This is a genomic window from Blastopirellula sp. J2-11 (assembly GCF_024584705.1).
Taxonomy (GTDB): Bacteria; Planctomycetota; Planctomycetia; order Pirellulales; family Pirellulaceae; genus Blastopirellula.
Genome location: NZ_CP097384.1, coordinates 464,638 through 478,618, shown reverse-complemented (window position 1 = coordinate 478,618; position 13,981 = coordinate 464,638). Strand labels below are relative to the sequence as shown.

General features: G+C 56.3%; 14 protein-coding genes. 4 read left to right on the top strand and 10 right to left on the bottom strand.

Annotated features, from left to right (window positions below; all coding sequences use genetic code 11):
* Positions 1–18 precede the first annotated feature (18 nt).
* The 3 genes from M4951_RS02010 to M4951_RS01995 all read right to left on the bottom strand — a co-directional run bounded on the left by M4951_RS02010 (position 19) and on the right by M4951_RS01995 (position 4,057).
* On the bottom strand, positions 19–1,185 hold the full coding sequence (locus M4951_RS02010) for a DUF1573 domain-containing protein (RefSeq protein ID WP_262024813.1): 1,167 nt from the start codon (positions 1,183–1,185) through the stop codon (positions 19–21).
* Positions 1,186–1,284: 99 nt separating this feature from the next.
* Complete coding sequence (locus M4951_RS02005; protein ID WP_315985755.1) at positions 1,285–2,583, bottom strand: DUF1559 domain-containing protein; 1,299 nt, start codon at positions 2,581–2,583, stop codon at positions 1,285–1,287.
* Between the two features lie 313 nt (positions 2,584–2,896).
* A complete protein-coding gene (locus M4951_RS01995) occupies positions 2,897–4,057 on the bottom strand; it encodes a DUF1559 domain-containing protein (RefSeq protein WP_262024812.1) in 1,161 nt (386 codons plus the stop codon).
* A gap of 400 nt (positions 4,058–4,457) precedes the next feature.
* Here M4951_RS01995 and M4951_RS01990 point away from each other — a divergent pair, with 400 nt between their 5' ends.
* Positions 4,458–5,735, top strand: coding sequence for a PmoA family protein (locus M4951_RS01990; protein WP_262024811.1), 1,278 nt, complete (start codon positions 4,458–4,460; stop codon positions 5,733–5,735).
* A gap of 23 nt (positions 5,736–5,758) precedes the next feature.
* Positions 5,759–6,448, top strand: a complete 690-nt coding sequence (locus M4951_RS01985; protein ID WP_262024810.1) for an MOSC domain-containing protein — start codon at positions 5,759–5,761, stop codon at positions 6,446–6,448.
* A gap of 12 nt (positions 6,449–6,460) precedes the next feature.
* Here the strand turns inward: M4951_RS01985 and M4951_RS01980 are convergent, their stop codons facing one another.
* The 4 genes from M4951_RS01980 to M4951_RS01965 form a co-directional block, all read right to left on the bottom strand.
* Complete coding sequence (locus M4951_RS01980; RefSeq protein WP_262024809.1) at positions 6,461–6,808, bottom strand: tRNA-binding protein; 348 nt, start codon at positions 6,806–6,808, stop codon at positions 6,461–6,463.
* Between the two features lie 25 nt (positions 6,809–6,833).
* Complete coding sequence (locus M4951_RS01975) at positions 6,834–7,694, bottom strand: glycosyltransferase (RefSeq protein WP_262024808.1); 861 nt, start codon at positions 7,692–7,694, stop codon at positions 6,834–6,836.
* A gap of 99 nt (positions 7,695–7,793) precedes the next feature.
* Positions 7,794–8,525 carry a potassium channel family protein gene (locus M4951_RS01970; protein WP_262024807.1) on the bottom strand — a complete coding sequence of 244 codons (732 nt, stop codon included), beginning with the start codon at positions 8,523–8,525 and terminating at the stop codon, positions 7,794–7,796.
* Positions 8,526–8,548: 23 nt separating this feature from the next.
* Complete coding sequence (locus tag M4951_RS01965; protein WP_262024806.1) at positions 8,549–9,775, bottom strand: LysM peptidoglycan-binding domain-containing protein; 1,227 nt, start codon at positions 9,773–9,775, stop codon at positions 8,549–8,551.
* A 96-nt stretch (positions 9,776–9,871) separates the two neighbouring features.
* Here M4951_RS01965 and M4951_RS01960 point away from each other — a divergent pair, with 96 nt between their 5' ends.
* Positions 9,872–10,153 (top strand): RNA-protein complex protein Nop10, encoded by a 282-nt coding sequence (locus tag M4951_RS01960; RefSeq protein WP_262024805.1) that lies wholly within the window; start codon positions 9,872–9,874, stop codon positions 10,151–10,153.
* Positions 10,154–10,254: 101 nt separating this feature from the next.
* On the opposite strand, the gene M4951_RS01955 is transcribed toward M4951_RS01960, so the two are convergent.
* Both M4951_RS01955 and efp read right to left on the bottom strand, forming a co-directional pair.
* Positions 10,255–11,031, bottom strand: coding sequence for a DUF3050 domain-containing protein (locus tag M4951_RS01955; RefSeq protein WP_262024804.1), 777 nt, complete (start codon positions 11,029–11,031; stop codon positions 10,255–10,257).
* 105 nt (positions 11,032–11,136) lie between these two features.
* A complete protein-coding gene (gene efp / locus M4951_RS01950) occupies positions 11,137–11,703 on the bottom strand; it encodes an elongation factor P (protein WP_262024803.1) in 567 nt (188 codons plus the stop codon).
* Between the two features lie 199 nt (positions 11,704–11,902).
* Here efp and epmB point away from each other — a divergent pair, with 199 nt between their 5' ends.
* Positions 11,903–12,943, top strand: coding sequence for an EF-P beta-lysylation protein EpmB (epmB, locus tag M4951_RS01945; RefSeq protein ID WP_262024802.1), 1,041 nt, complete (start codon positions 11,903–11,905; stop codon positions 12,941–12,943).
* 298 nt (positions 12,944–13,241) lie between these two features.
* Here epmB and M4951_RS01940 read toward each other — a convergent pair whose 3' ends face one another.
* Positions 13,242–13,952, bottom strand: a complete 711-nt coding sequence (locus M4951_RS01940) for a DUF2293 domain-containing protein (protein WP_262024801.1) — start codon at positions 13,950–13,952, stop codon at positions 13,242–13,244.
* Between the last annotated feature and the right edge of the window lie 29 nt (positions 13,953–13,981).

The following is a 13,981-nucleotide window of genomic DNA, read 5'->3' as shown; positions in this document are numbered from 1 at the left end:
TGGATTGGCGCGTGGTAGTTATCGATTGATGGCGCATTCTAGATAGAAGCGGATGCGCTCAATGCGTGGATGATCCAGTTCGATGATGACGTCACCACCGCCGGTGCCGCGATAGACTCCCTTCGGGGCATCGGGGGATACGGTCATTGTCAGCTTGTAGAGCCCTTTAACGCTCGTATCTGGTTGAGGTTCGAGTTTGGCGGTGATGAATTCCGGCCGGCACTTGAGCGACTTGATTTTAAGCTCTTTTTCGGAATCGCGGATACGAATAATCGCATGATATTCGTGACTGCCTGCCGTGTTGATCGGCGGAATCTCGTAGATGCCGTCTTTTCGCATGTTGGGAGAGAGAACGATATATCCGCTGGTGACGTTGCCGGCAATTTTGAGGGTCCGCCGAATCGTTTTCTTTTTCGGATCCGCCGGCACGATGAGGATGTTCAGCGCCTTTTTAAAATGACCGCTCGGCAGCGTATCTGGAATATTCACTGCAATGCGGAAATTTTTATGCTCGTCCGTGCGGGGAAGCAGACTGACCGTCAACGGATGAATCGACAATTCGTCCTCGATGAGGACATTGCCGATTTCGAATGCCGAGGGAATGATCTCAACTGTTCGGCTGACCGGCTCCCCAACGGAAATTCCTGACAGAACCAATTCACGAGGAGCAATGTTGACGGCTTCTTGAATAATACCTTCGACGACGAATTGAATTTCCGGTCGACCAGGATCATTCGTGAGAATGGTTGCGGATTGGCGAAAGGGCCCCTCTTTGAACTTCAACGTCCATTCCAACTTGATGTGCGTTTCTTCGCCGGGGGCGACGCCCGATTCTTCAATTCCTGCCAGCGTGCAACTGCAGGAGCTATCTCCCACTTCCAACTGCAACGGCGCATCGCCGATGTTGCGAATCGTGAAGGTGTGAGAGGAAGACTCGAAACGCTCCATCGAGCCAAAGTTGTATTCCGTTCGTTCGACTTCCACTTTGGGCTGAGGTTGGGGATCCGCTGACTCCGCCGGAAGCTTTACGGCAGACACATCCGCCGGTTGCGGCGTCGTACGATTCTCACGAATCTCAGTGACGGCAGGTGACGGGATCGACGCCGAATTGGTCGGCATGACCCACCAGGCTCCCAGTAGCGCGAGAACGGAAGTCGCGATCACAAGCGGTATTTTGTCGAGCATAGGGGGGATAATTACGTGCAATGAAAAAGGAAAAACCTTGGGAGCGAAAGTTCGCTCCCAAGGCGGAAATTGGGCCGGAAAAATCGTCACGTGTGACGACTAGCTTTCTTCAAACTGAGCCTTGACGAAACCAGCCGGGGCGATGCTCGGACCCGAGAAGATTTCGAAGTTTTCCAGTTCGACCGTGTCATCGATGAAACCGACGTTGCGGGCGTTTTCTTCAACATCACCAGTGACCGGGAAGCCCGGGTTCAAGAAGCCGTCACCATTCAGGTCGCTACCCAGCTTCACGCTGCCATCGGCCATCAGGATGTTGCAACCAGCGCTGGTGCCGCCGCCATGCGTGGCGAACCAGTCACGAGTGTCTTGCAGGAAGAGGTAACCATCGTCACCAGCGTTCGCACTAACTTCTCCATCGATCGACGGGATGATGTCGCCGGTGAACAAGCCGATCGTGGAGTCTTGCGATTCCAGCTGATACAGCGTGCCAGAAGTGGTGGCGCCAGTGCCGTAGGCGCCCGTCGAATCAATGTTTTCGATCAAAGCAACTTTGTCATTGTCGTTCCAGAAGGCGGGACCGTCATTGAACGATTCGGCGAGACGAGCACCGGCAACCAGACCCAACTCTTCGTTGAGATCTTCGGCCAGGATCGCTTCGTTCGTATCGCCAGGAGCGGCGTCACCCAAGATCGCGATGGCGCTGGACGGAACCGGAGCCGATTCGATAGCCGACAAACGGAGACCGTAGTAAGCACCACGGACACCCGACTTGTTGCCGCCTTCTTTGGGGCTCTTGCTCGCGTCGAAGGCGCTTGCGCCATTCAGATCGCTCGTCAGCATCTGTTCACGAGCGGCGAACCAGCTTTGAGCATAGTTGGTACAGTAACCAGCCTTCAGGAACTCGGTGTTGATGTACTCTTTGCGAGGACGTGCGTTGCCCGAAGGATCGTTGGCAGGCGTGTAGGTCAGCACCGAACCGCTATCGACCCACGCGGTGCAAGCACCGGCCTGAACGCGTTCATCCGGGGCACCCTTGTTGTCCGAAGTATTTCCACCGATCAAGTCATTCAGCTTTTCCAAGCCGCGGAGCGGATTGGTCGGGCACATCATTTCGGTGACGTTACCAGCTTGTTGGTTGACGACGTCGGCAACCCAACCGTAGGTGTCGATGCATCCGTCACGACGATAGTCGTAGGCGCCCGAAACCAGCTTCTTGTCGCGACGGCTGTCGACCTGAGCGGCGAAGGCGATACCGAATTGACGAAGGTTGTTTTTGCACTGAGCATTACGGGCAGCTTCGCGAGCGCGAGCCAAAGCCGGCAGCAACAGGGCGGCGAGAATACCGATGATCGCGACGACCACCAGCAGTTCGATCAACGTGAAACCACGTTTCTTCATTGCAAATCTCCAGGGTTCTTGCAAAAATTGATGTAACTTAAAGTGTTGAAAGACGCTTTTGGGGGTCGACGCGTTTCTCTCCAGGGGACGCGTCGACCTGTTTTTACGTGTGCTGTGAAGTATGGAGGAAAGTCGCCCGATAACTGACTTTCCTTACTCCGGCCCAAATCTCTCTTCTAAACTCTCGTTGATTATCCATCGGTGTAATCAATATTTGATGAACGCTGCGGTCGAATCTCGTTAACCTTCCTGCTTTTTTTCGGCACGCCGATTTTTGATTTCGATTTCGGACGGAATCAAACAAAGACAGGGCCTAGCGGAAGCTATTGGGATTCAAGTCCCAGCGGCTATAGATCAATTTGCTGTCGATTTCGACTTCGCTGCTGTTGAACTGGGGATCGCTACCCGTGTTCGCGGGAAAACCATTGTTCAAGATGCCGTCACCGCTCGGGTCGTAATACGAGGTCACGCTTCCATCCGCCATCAGCACATTGGCGTAGCTGCTATGGACCGCGCCGAACCAGCGATAGTCTTGCTTGGTATTGTTGTTGAAAGCGCCCCACCAGCCTGATTTGGGACCGCTGCTGACCATCGTAGGCGACGCCAAAATCGCAGGACTGCTCATCGCGCCGGCGGCGGTGCCAGCTGTGCTAAAAATGCGCGGGCCACCGGTCATCGATGCGACCATCGTAGGATTGCCGTTGTCAGTTTCGAGGGGATAGTTCAACAGCTCTACGGGAAGCCCGTCGCCGATGAACGGAACGAAGTTGGCGGCCGCAACGCCAGAGTCGATGCGACTTTGGGTGAGTGGGCCTTTGCCGGCGCCCTTCTGATAGATGCCGCCTGATCCGCAGGTCGCTTTTAGATTGCCATCGCTTTCGACCGACATCGAAGAACGAACGAGGAACCAACTGGCGGTAAAGTTGGTGTTATAGAATTTGTCGTAGATTTGCTGGCGTACAAATTCAGGGCGATCAGCGACTGTTCCTTTCAGCATCTCTTTACAAGGATTGACTTGAATCGAACCGTCTGGCAGCGTCGTGTCGGAGGATCCGCAAAAGTTGCTGCAGCCGTTGTTGGAAGTAGAGCAATCCGCGGCGCCAAAACTACTGTAGTCGAGCGTGGTCAGATCTTTATAGGTTTGCGACGAGGTCGCCGGATTGCTGGGGCAGAGCATCGAGCCGACGGGAATGTTGCGGTTCACCAGATCAGCCACCCAGCCCACATCGGTAACCGAGCCGTCATATTGCCAGTTAAATGCGCCAGAGCAAAAATCGCCGCTCTTTCGTTGCGTTGAATAGGCCTGAAGTCCGACTCCAAATTGACGTAGATTGTTTTTGCATTCCGCGCTGCGAGCCGCACTGCGAGCGGCTCCGACGGCCGGCAGAATCAATCCGGCCAGGATGCCGATAATAGCGACGACAACCAACAACTCCACCAAAGTGAAACCGCGGCGTGAAACGTTGAACCGCATGGGGGGCTCCCGGTTCTTGCGCAAATCCTGCTGTACCGGCATTACTTGCCGGCGAGCGAATCGACGAATGAAAGCCGCATTGTCATCGCAAAGAATGAAGAAAAGATTTAGTGCCGATGTTGTTCCAAAGAAGAACCGCCAGCAACGGCGCAGAGAATCAACGACAGATCGCGAAAAATCGCGTTTTCTGCGTTAAGATGGAAAGACTTGGGAGGGTAAGATCAGCGTAAGGTATTTCGAAGTGCCGAAACCGCTCCGAATTGATTGGCGCTATCGAGAAAACCAAGCAATCCGGAGCGGATCGACCAAGAACCCAGGCAATTCGCTATCTGTCATCTATCAGCACATGCAGCCGGTAGTCATCATGCGGCTGTCACTTCCATACGAGGAATAAATGTCGATGGTTCGCCTACCTGGCAAATTTCTGAAGAATATTTGCGGCCTTCATGCTACTCCTCTTGTTGAGCAGATGGGCGCGGCGATGCTGGCCCCGCTTTTTTGCGGAATCTTGCTGGTCGCTACGGTTCAAGGGGACGAAGCGTTTCTCCTAGAAAACAAGAGTCCGTCGCCGATATCCGGGATCTTGGCCTCGGCCGAGGTTGATGCTCTGACGGTCGAGCCGATCGTCATGCTGGCGGGGCCCCAAGGGGACTTCCCAGCCCAGTTTGTGCCGAATCTCGATTCCACACGTCGTGGGAGATACTACTTTCTCCTGCCTGTCGTAATTCCCCCGAATGGGGAGTGGAACGTGCGAGAAATAAAGCAGGCAGAAACGCCGGCGAATGTCGTGACGGTCGAGCAGGAGGGAGCGGCAATTGTGGTGCAGGTGCAGGGGAAAGAAGTGCTGCGCTACCATCTCGGCCTGCTTCCATCGCCTGATCTTGCGCAACCAGAATTTGGCCGCAGCGGTTTTTTGCATCCCATGCGAACGCCGCTAGGAACGATTGTGACCGATGATTTTCCGCCCGATCATCCGCATCAACATGGAGTCATGTTCGCCTGGACTGATACGACGTTTGCCGGGCGACATGTCGATTTCTGGAATAGCGGGAAGAAAGCAGGTCGCGTCGAACATCGTGAACTATTGCGTCAATTCTCGGGCCCCGTGGTGGGTGGTTTTGACGTTCAACTGGCGCATGTCGATCTTACCAGCGGAAAGCCGATCGACGCTCTGTTAGAAACCTGGTCGGTGCGCGTCTATGCTTCCGCCGATCCGGTGTTGTTAGAGATCGAATCGGTGCAGCGAACCGCTGGCTCAACGCCGCTGGAGATTCGTAAATATCACTACGGCGGCATGGCGGTGCGCGGCAATCGTGGTTGGTATCAAACCGACGGTTCTGGATTTTTGACCAGTGAAGGGAAGAATCGCTGGGAGGGAAACCACTCGCGCCCCCGTTGGGTTGACGTGTTTGGGCCCGCCGAGAAATCGGAAATCGCCGGCGTCACGGTGATGGGAAGTCCTGACAATTTTCGCTTTCCGCAGCCGGTCCGCTTGCATCCTGACAAACCTTATTTCTGTTTCAGCCCTCAGGTCGAAGACGCGTTTACCATTCAACCATCGTCGTCGTATCGTTCCCGTTATTTGTTCATCCCTCATGACGGGGTCATCGATCGTGATCGTACAGAAACGGTCTGGAACAGCTTCGCCCATCCCCTGACATTGAAAAAAGCGTCGTAGTCAACCAAGAGAGGATTTTTGCGATGAGCGATGCGGCGAAAATTGTGCAGTTGCAGCTTGGCCTGCCGCAATCGTATGGTTCGGCCGACGCAGAAGATGTGATGGATCGCGCGTGGACCACAGGCTTCTTCAAACAGCCGACCGGCGAGAAGGTCGAGCTGGATTGGGAAGGGCTCGTCGGGGATGGAGTCGCTGATCGCATCAATCATGGCGGCCGCGATAAGGCGATGTTGGTCTACGCCGATTCTCACTATCCGCGTTGGCGAGAAGAGTTGCACGATCAGGTCGATGTCGCGGCGTTTGGCGCCGGTGCGTTTGGCGAAAATCTAACCGTCTCTCATCTGACGGAAGCTATCGTTTGCTTAGGGGATACCTACCAAGTGGGAACGGCCTTATTGCAGGTTTCCCAGCCTCGCCAGCCCTGCTGGAAGTTAGCACGGCGTTGGCGACTGAAGGAACTGACTGCGTTGGCCGTACGCACCGGACGCATGGGGTGGTACTTACGCGTTCTGCAGAAAGGAGCGATCCAAGCTGGCGATACGCTGCAGCTTGTCGACCGCTCTGCACCAGACTGGACGATCGCGCGCTTGAATCAACTTTTCTATCACGATCGAAGCAATGTCGCCGACGCCGCGATCCTGGCCGCTAGTCCACTCTTAGCCGAGTCCTGGCGCAGCGAGTTTCGCAAACGCATAGAAAAGGCAGCAAGCTAAGCAGAGCGAGCGCTAATAGAGTCGCGTGCCGTTGGGCGTTTCACCATCGGGGATGATCAGCACGACGTTTTCCTGAGCGTCGTTGACGCCTAGCGTCAATACTTCGGAGCGATGTCCCCCAATTTGACGCGGCGCCAGGTTGACGACCGCGAGAACTTGCCGGCCGACGAGCGCGTCATATTCATAGTTGGGGGTCAGTCGGGCCAGCGACTTTTTCAGACCCAGCTCGTCGCCAAAGTCGATCTGCAAGAGGTGGGTCGAATGCTTTCCCTCGGGGAAGGGATTGGCCGCGATGATTTGACCGACGCGGATATCGACTTTCAGCAAGTCATCCAGCGGAATTATCGGTAGGCTGCTCATCGGATCATCGTTCGGGAGAGCCGCACTAGGCGGCGCGTTTCAACGTCTGCATACCAGCGAATTTTCGGAACGTCATGTCGTCACGCTGGGCCAGACCGTTGGTGCAGCGAGAGGGACGGTTGGCCCGCATCAGCTTCTCATTTTTGGTGCCGCTCGCTTTGGCGACGTAGGAGGGATCGCGTACGTGCCACAAATGATGGGTTCGCGTCCAACGCATACTAGAGCGGAAGCGGACGCCGGCCTGAAAAAGTCGTCGCTGGAGGTCGCTGTCTTCCAGCCCCCAACCAACAAAGTCTTGGTCGTAGCCATTGATGGTTTCATAGTCATCGCGCCAGAGAGCGATGTTGCCCCCCTTCATGCGAGGTCGATCAGGCAATCCAAGTCGGCTGTAGATTGCGGCGCGAAGCGATTTCCAACGCATGCGCCGTTCTTCTTGTTCCGTCGCCCAAGAGCGAAAATCACCAAATCGAATTTCGTTGATATCGATCGATTCCGACAGTTGCTGATTTAGCCAGATTGAGTCGCCTACCATGGCGAATCCGCGCTGTCGATGATGCAAGTGCTGAGCAACGAAGTCGGGCGGCGCGACCAGGTCCCCGTCCAGGAAAAGGATGTAAGGAGCCTGAGTAACCGAAACTCCCTCGTTGCGACATTTCGCCAACTGAAACCCATCATGCGGATGGGTGGTGAAGGCGACCGGAAAGTCGACCTGATTGGCGAATTGTGCGACCACCTGCTCGGTTTCGTCACTAGAGCCGTCGTCGGTGACGACAACTTCAAAGTCGTTGGAGCCGCAGCGCTGCATCGCCAGTGATTCCAGCGATCGGCGAAGATGCTGCGGACGTTGAAACGTCGAGATGATGACCGCAATTTCGGGAGATGGCATGAACGTGATCGTGTGCTATTGGATGCCCCAGCGCAAAGTCGAACAGGCAAGTGATAGGTCAAATGCACAGCTCGAGTCAAGACGAAATCGAGCGGCGTATCAAGTCGACTTCGGCGGTTGGGTTAAATGAACGAGTCTTAGTCCGACCAACTTGGCCATGGAAACGGCGATATAAAGCTGTCCTGTAACGGCTTCGGTCCAAGTTAGCGTACGGGCCAAATTGGAAAGCGGCAGGATGTCTCCTAAGCCGAGTGTCGTTAGGGTAGCAAAACTAAAGTAAATCAAGGCCGCCAAGCGACGGCCGGCCAACCCGTCATCGGGGGTAGAAAATTCGATCGCGCTGGAATCGAACATGACGACGCTTAGATAAGCGATCGCCCAGATAAGACCCAGCAGCAAGTAAACGCTGACGCCTCCTAATACCTGATCGGTCGTAACCCGTTTGGCGCGAGAGACATCTCGGCCTATCACCCAAACGATGTAGCTGAGGAACGCGATCATCAAGACATTTCGCAGCAAATACCACTCTGCCGCCATCTCAACATCACGAAATTCGTCCAAGCCGCGGATGATCCAAATGGTTGCAATCGGCGGCACGGCGCTTAACGCGACCAGCAGAAATCGTCGGTGACGAATCAGCACGTCATACGCGGCCGCCAGGATCACGATCGAAAGCAGCAAATCGGAGATCCAATTTCCGGTCGACGAATCAGGACGCAACGTCTCGCCGGCCATCAACAAGATCAACGCGATCAAGGTGACGGCATGTCGATGCCGTATCAACCAATGTCGCGAAGTTTCGGGCGGGGACAGGTGGGCTGCGTCGGACATTTGTCTGGCGAAGTCCTCAAGGGTTAGCGACGAATCGTTACTTTGGACCCGACCGAAAGGATGCCAAACAAGTCTTCGGCGTCGCGTGGACTCAATTGGATCGACCCAGCGGCTCCGCTTGTTTCGCCGTGCAGCGTGACGCCGCCGTCCAAATAGACCGCGTGTTGGCCCAAGCTGCCGCCGCTGACTTGACCGTAGGAACTTTGTTGAGCGCCATAGCGGTCGGCTGGATCTTCTTTGCGAACCACTTGATGTTCGCCCGGTTGAACTGCTCCCGCATCGACGATCGTCACCGGAAACTTGCCGGCGAAGCAACCATCAATCGTGAGGGTCATTTCGCGACTCGCCAGACTGACGGTCGCAGAAAAGGGGCCCTGCATGACTTTCAAACGTTCATTGGCGGAAAGCAGTTCAGGATTCGAGATGCCGTTGATTCGTTGCAGCAGGATTGTCGGAACTTGATGTTTGGCGGCAATTTCGCTCAGCGATTCGCCGCGCTGCACCAGATACGGATCCGACAACAAGTGTTCAGTCGAATAGACGACGCTGCCGGCCAACTGACTGAGCAGCAGATTCAACTGTTCGCTTTGTTCCGTCGTCAACTCGGCGCGTCCTCGCCAAGGCGTGAGCGTGCGCAGCGCCTCGGACCATTGATTTTGTTCTAATTGCGTTTGCGCCATTCGCCAGTCTGATTCAAAACTTGGACGCATGTTGGCCGATGCAGGCCGCGCTTCCATGCCGCCGTAACTGGCGTTGTCGGAACTGGCCGCCGCATAGGCGGAAGCGGGATCATCGGATACGACGGCGTCATACGACGAGTTCTCGTACGAAGACGAACCATAAGTCGACATCGCCGGCGGTTGGCGAGGCGCCGGCGATTCAGCGAGATTGTTTTGACTGACCGGTTGCGCTTCGATCAACGGCAGATGTCGATCATGATCGGCTGCATGGTCGTGACCCGCGGAATAATCGTGACCGGCTGCGAGCGACGTTGAGGAGGCTCCCAACGGCGGCGCCGTCTCCAGCGACGTCAGATCGCCGGCGGGCGATGATTGACTTGCTGTGAAAGAGGGAGCGATAGCTCCGCCCGGCGAAGGAGCCCCGGAGAAACTAGGAGCGATGTCGCCGCTCGCTATTCCTTCGATCTCCAACTTGGGAGCCGACTCCTCTGGTTGATTAAGATGGTGGTAGACGCCGTAAGCAACCGCCATCAAGACGATTACCATGCATGCGGTTTTGATGGTTTCCACGTTTTCGTCCTCCTTGACGAAATCGCACTCTGTTATCTGAAAAATTACTCAACTCGGCCAAGCCGGATCGCCGACCAAAGATAGTGAGGTAATATCGTGAGCCGTTGGGACGAAGATGATTTTGATGACGACGACGAATCCTTCGTCGACGATGAAGCCTGGACTGACGACGATCTGCCGAGCGACGATCCAGACGACTATCTTGATCACTGTCCCCAGTGCGGCGGCGAAATCTATAGCGAAGCCGACGTTTGTCCACACTGCGGCGAGTACTTGTTTCACCACCATTCGCCGTGGAGCAATCAGAGCTTCTGGTGGGTTGCTCTGGGACTGCTCGGCGTCATCGCGGTGATCACCTCACTCATCATTGGTTTCTAGCCAACGACGAAAAAACGTCGCAATTTGGCTAGGGTCGGCCATCGTAGACGATGTGACGAAAACCGACCAGAGCGATTCTTGGGCGATGCTAGCGGATCCGCTTAGTGACCCGAGACCATGCCGTTCCATAGTTCCAGTCGCGCGTCGAGCGCCATTTCGGCCGCATGCTGCGCCGCGTTCCATTTGGCGTCGTCAGCGCCGCAAATTTGCCCGAGCAGTCGACGCGACAAGGGGCCATGTTGATCGCCGTCCAACTCGATGTGCCGATGCAAGTAATAGAGGAAGCGGTCCGCTTTTCCGTGGCTTTCGATATTGATCCGCTCGACCAGTTTCTGGAAGACGCCTGGCAGCAGATCTTCGCGGCCGAAGGTGAATCCAGCAGCGATAACCGCCGGGTTGCGTGAATCGATCAATGCGAAAGTCTGCATCAAAAACTGATCGACCGAAGGCGGCAGCGCCGCATGCAATCCGGCCGAAACGACATCAATGCCGTCCGCGACCATGTGGATAAACGCTTCTACCGGTTCGACGTTGGCGCCTACGTCACGCATCGCGTCCAGGTACAACTCAAAGTGGCTGCAATAGCCGCCGCGGCCATCTTCGTCGCACTCTTCTCCCAGCACGATCTCGTTGATCAGCCGACAGCTGGCTCCATCGGCGCGCGGAGTCCAGGGAACGTGAACGCAGGTTGCTTCGCGCTGCAGCGCTTTCAGCAGCGACATGAAGTCCCACACCGCGAAAACGTGCCGCTGCATAAAATTACGCAGCGCGTCGACGTCGGTCAGCTGTTCATAAATCGGATGCGATAGCAGCGCATCGCGCCGAGGCTGAATTGCTTGTTCGATCTGGGCGAGTCGTGTTTCCATCGAGTCAGTCATCAAGCGAAGCCTAAAAAGAAGGAGAACGGCCGCTCGTTGACGGTCGCCCGACGTCCCGATTATGAAGCGGGACGTCGGTGAAAAGCGATCGATTGTGCTGCCCGCTTATTTCTTGACCCGCTCGACATAATCGCCGGTACGCGTATCGATGCGGACCACATCGCCGAGATTGACAAACGCAGGGACCAAAATTTCGGCGCCTGTTTCCACCGTCGCCGGCTTCGAAACGTTAGTCGCCGTATCGCCGCGAACGCCCGGTTCGCAGTAGGTGATTTCCAACTCGACATGGATCGGCGGATTGATCGTAATCGGAAAGTCGTTGTACAAAGTCGCCATGCATTGCATGCCGTCTTTCAGGTACTTCCAAGCGTCGTCGATCTGCTCCTTGGTCATTTCGTACTGCTCAAATGTCGTGTTTTCCATGAAGACGAACTTGTCGCCTTGAGCGTACAAAAACTGGCAGTCGGTTTCCGAAACGTCGGCCGATTCCAGCGTTTCACCGCCGCGATAGGTTCGATCAAGCGACGAACCGCGAATCAAATTTCGTAGGCGGCATTTGTAAAGAGCGTTCCCTTTTCCCGGTTTGACGAAATTGCATTCCGTCATCAGGTAAGGTTCGCCATCGATCTGGACTTTCAAGCCTTTGCGGAAGTCGCTGGTACCGTACTGCACTTTTAGTTCTCGCTGTAAACTTAGGTCGCTCCGGGGGCGATGAACCCGGGGGGGCGGCCAACATGTGGGAACGATCGTCTCGCCAATAAACCGGCCGCTGCCGGGGCCGGGGATCGTTTCGATTTTGGCAACCGGCTATCTGGGCCGGGGAGTTCTTTCCTCGCCCCAACTTTAGATGACTGGCTGATAGAATACGAAAATGCGTATTGTAACTCCCTCTGGCGATCCTGTCCGCAGCGCTTCGGCCAACGATTTTCCGCAACCGGTCCGTTGGCAAAACGCGATGAAGGCGGCGCTGCGCGATCCGGCCGAACTTTGCCGCCTTTTGCAACTTCCTGCGGCCTGCACAGAAGCGGCGATCGCCGCCGCGAGCGACTTTCCGTTGTTCGTCCCCCGCGAGTTCGCCGCCAAAATGACCCTTGGCGACCCGCACGATCCGCTGTTGGTTCAAGTCTTGCCGGTTTTGCAGGAACTTGATTCACCACAAGGGTTTACGGCAGATCCTGTTGGCGACGATCAGGCCGTCTTAACCCCTGGCTTGTTACAGAAGTACGCCGGCCGAGCGCTGTTGGTGACCACTGGCGCGTGCGCCGTCCACTGCCGCTATTGCTTTCGGCGACACTTTCCCTATGCCGAGGTTCCCAGCGGAGTCGCCGCCTGGAGCGAGGCGGTCGCCGCTTTGGCCGCCGATTCGTCGATTCAGGAAGTTTTGCTTTCCGGGGGGGATCCGCTCACGCTGGCCGATGCGACTTTGGCTCAATTGGCCCAGCAGCTTGCGGCGATTCCCCACTTGCGGAGGATCCGCATTCATACGCGTCTGCCGATCATGATTCCTCAGCGAATCAACGATCAACTTCTCTCGTGGTTGGTCGGAACGCGACTGACGCCGATTGTCGTTATCCATGCAAATCACCCGCGAGAACTCGATCTGCCGGTTCTGGCCGCGATCGATCGACTGAACCAAGCCGGCGTGATGGTGCTCAACCAGGCGGTGCTGCTGGCCGGCGTCAACGACGATGTCGACGTGCTGGCCGAACTTTCAGAGCGACTCATCGACCAGCGAGTAACCCCTTATTACTTGCACCAACTCGATCGCGTCAAAGGGGCCGCCCATTTCGAGGTTCCGCGCGAGCGGGGAGTCGATCTCATCCGCCAACTGCGAGCGCGACTACCCGGCTATGCGGTGCCACGGTACGTCGAAGAAATCGCCGGAGAGCCGAACAAGACGATCATCGCGTAACGCTTCTTCTTCGTAGCCCGAAACGCGAGTTTTGAGGTTGCGCTTTTTCCCTGGTTGGCCCGGATAGCTCCGCTATCAGGGCGGCGCAGCCGTAAGAGGCCTTGGTTCCCGGTAAGCAGTTCAGGGGCTTTTCGCCATTTCCAACGGTATAGTGACCACCGAAGTTCGTCCGACCGCGGTTCGATGCCTCTTACCGACTTCGTCGGCCCCGATAGCGGAGCTATCCGGGCCAACCGGAATCGGTTCAGCCAAAGAGCGCAACCTCAAAACTCGCGTTTCGGGCTACGAAGAACGCACGTCACTCGGAATGCGCCGACCGAGTCGCTGTCCCCTTGCTGGTCAATGCTTTGGCCAACGGGCAAGCGGCCAGATTGACCGCTTCTCCGCGACGATATTTTGTCAGCAACCGGCGTGATTCTTCGGCCAGCATCCGCCGCACTTCCCGACGTTTTCCTTTGACCCGTTCGATCTTCATGTGATCGTAGGCGGTCGTTTGATGGCGCAGCCAAGCGATCACCGCCGATTCGGCGCGCTGCTCGATCGGGATTCGCTTGGTTCGCGCGACGGTGCCGCTGCCGACCGGCGTCGCATGCTCGGTCACTGCGTCGGCGAGACGATCGGCGATCGCACGATGACCACTGTCGAAACGGAGAAACTGCAACACGGCGCCCCGAAAATCTTCGACGTAGGCGCCTTGTGCTTTTTCACGTCGTGCGGCGCTCGAAGCTTGACGTTTGGCGTAGGCGTCGGTCGAGCGCTCTTGCTCAAGCCGCGCTTTTTGCGCCGCAATTGTGGCGGTCGGCGCCAACACGCCGCGCGAGAACATGCGGCGTCCTTTCTTCTCCTGCACCGTCCAGGTTGGGCCTGCCGCTTTCACGCGTCGCGTTAGGCCGGCGTCTCCCGGCGGCAGCAGCGACCAATCGGCCGGCGGCGTCAGAACTTGACCATCCGCCGTTCGGACAGTGTTGGCGGCTGGACCAGGCGAAACGATACGAGTTTGCTGTGGCACGGTCGATTGGAGGTTGCGGGAAGAAACGA

Excerpts from the sequence above, each read along its gene's own strand:
- M4951_RS02010 (WP_262024813.1), bottom strand. The coding sequence starts at position 1,185 with ATGCTCGACAAAATACCGCTTGTGATCGCGACTTCCGTTCTCGCGCTA.
- M4951_RS02005 (WP_315985755.1), bottom strand. The coding sequence starts at position 2,583 with ATGAAGAAACGTGGTTTCACGTTGATCGAACTGCTGGTGGTCGTCGCG.
- M4951_RS01995 (WP_262024812.1), bottom strand. The coding sequence starts at position 4,057 with ATGCGGTTCAACGTTTCACGCCGCGGTTTCACTTTGGTGGAGTTGTTG.
- M4951_RS01990 (WP_262024811.1), top strand. The coding sequence starts at position 4,458 with ATGGTTCGCCTACCTGGCAAATTTCTGAAGAATATTTGCGGCCTTCAT.
- M4951_RS01985 (WP_262024810.1), top strand. The coding sequence starts at position 5,759 with ATGAGCGATGCGGCGAAAATTGTGCAGTTGCAGCTTGGCCTGCCGCAA.
- M4951_RS01980 (WP_262024809.1), bottom strand. The coding sequence starts at position 6,808 with ATGAGCAGCCTACCGATAATTCCGCTGGATGACTTGCTGAAAGTCGAT.
- M4951_RS01975 (WP_262024808.1), bottom strand. The coding sequence starts at position 7,694 with ATGCCATCTCCCGAAATTGCGGTCATCATCTCGACGTTTCAACGTCCG.
- M4951_RS01970 (WP_262024807.1), bottom strand. The coding sequence starts at position 8,525 with ATGTCCGACGCAGCCCACCTGTCCCCGCCCGAAACTTCGCGACATTGG.
- M4951_RS01955 (WP_262024804.1), bottom strand. The coding sequence starts at position 11,031 with ATGACTGACTCGATGGAAACACGACTCGCCCAGATCGAACAAGCAATT.
- epmB (WP_262024802.1), top strand. The coding sequence starts at position 11,903 with ATGCGTATTGTAACTCCCTCTGGCGATCCTGTCCGCAGCGCTTCGGCC.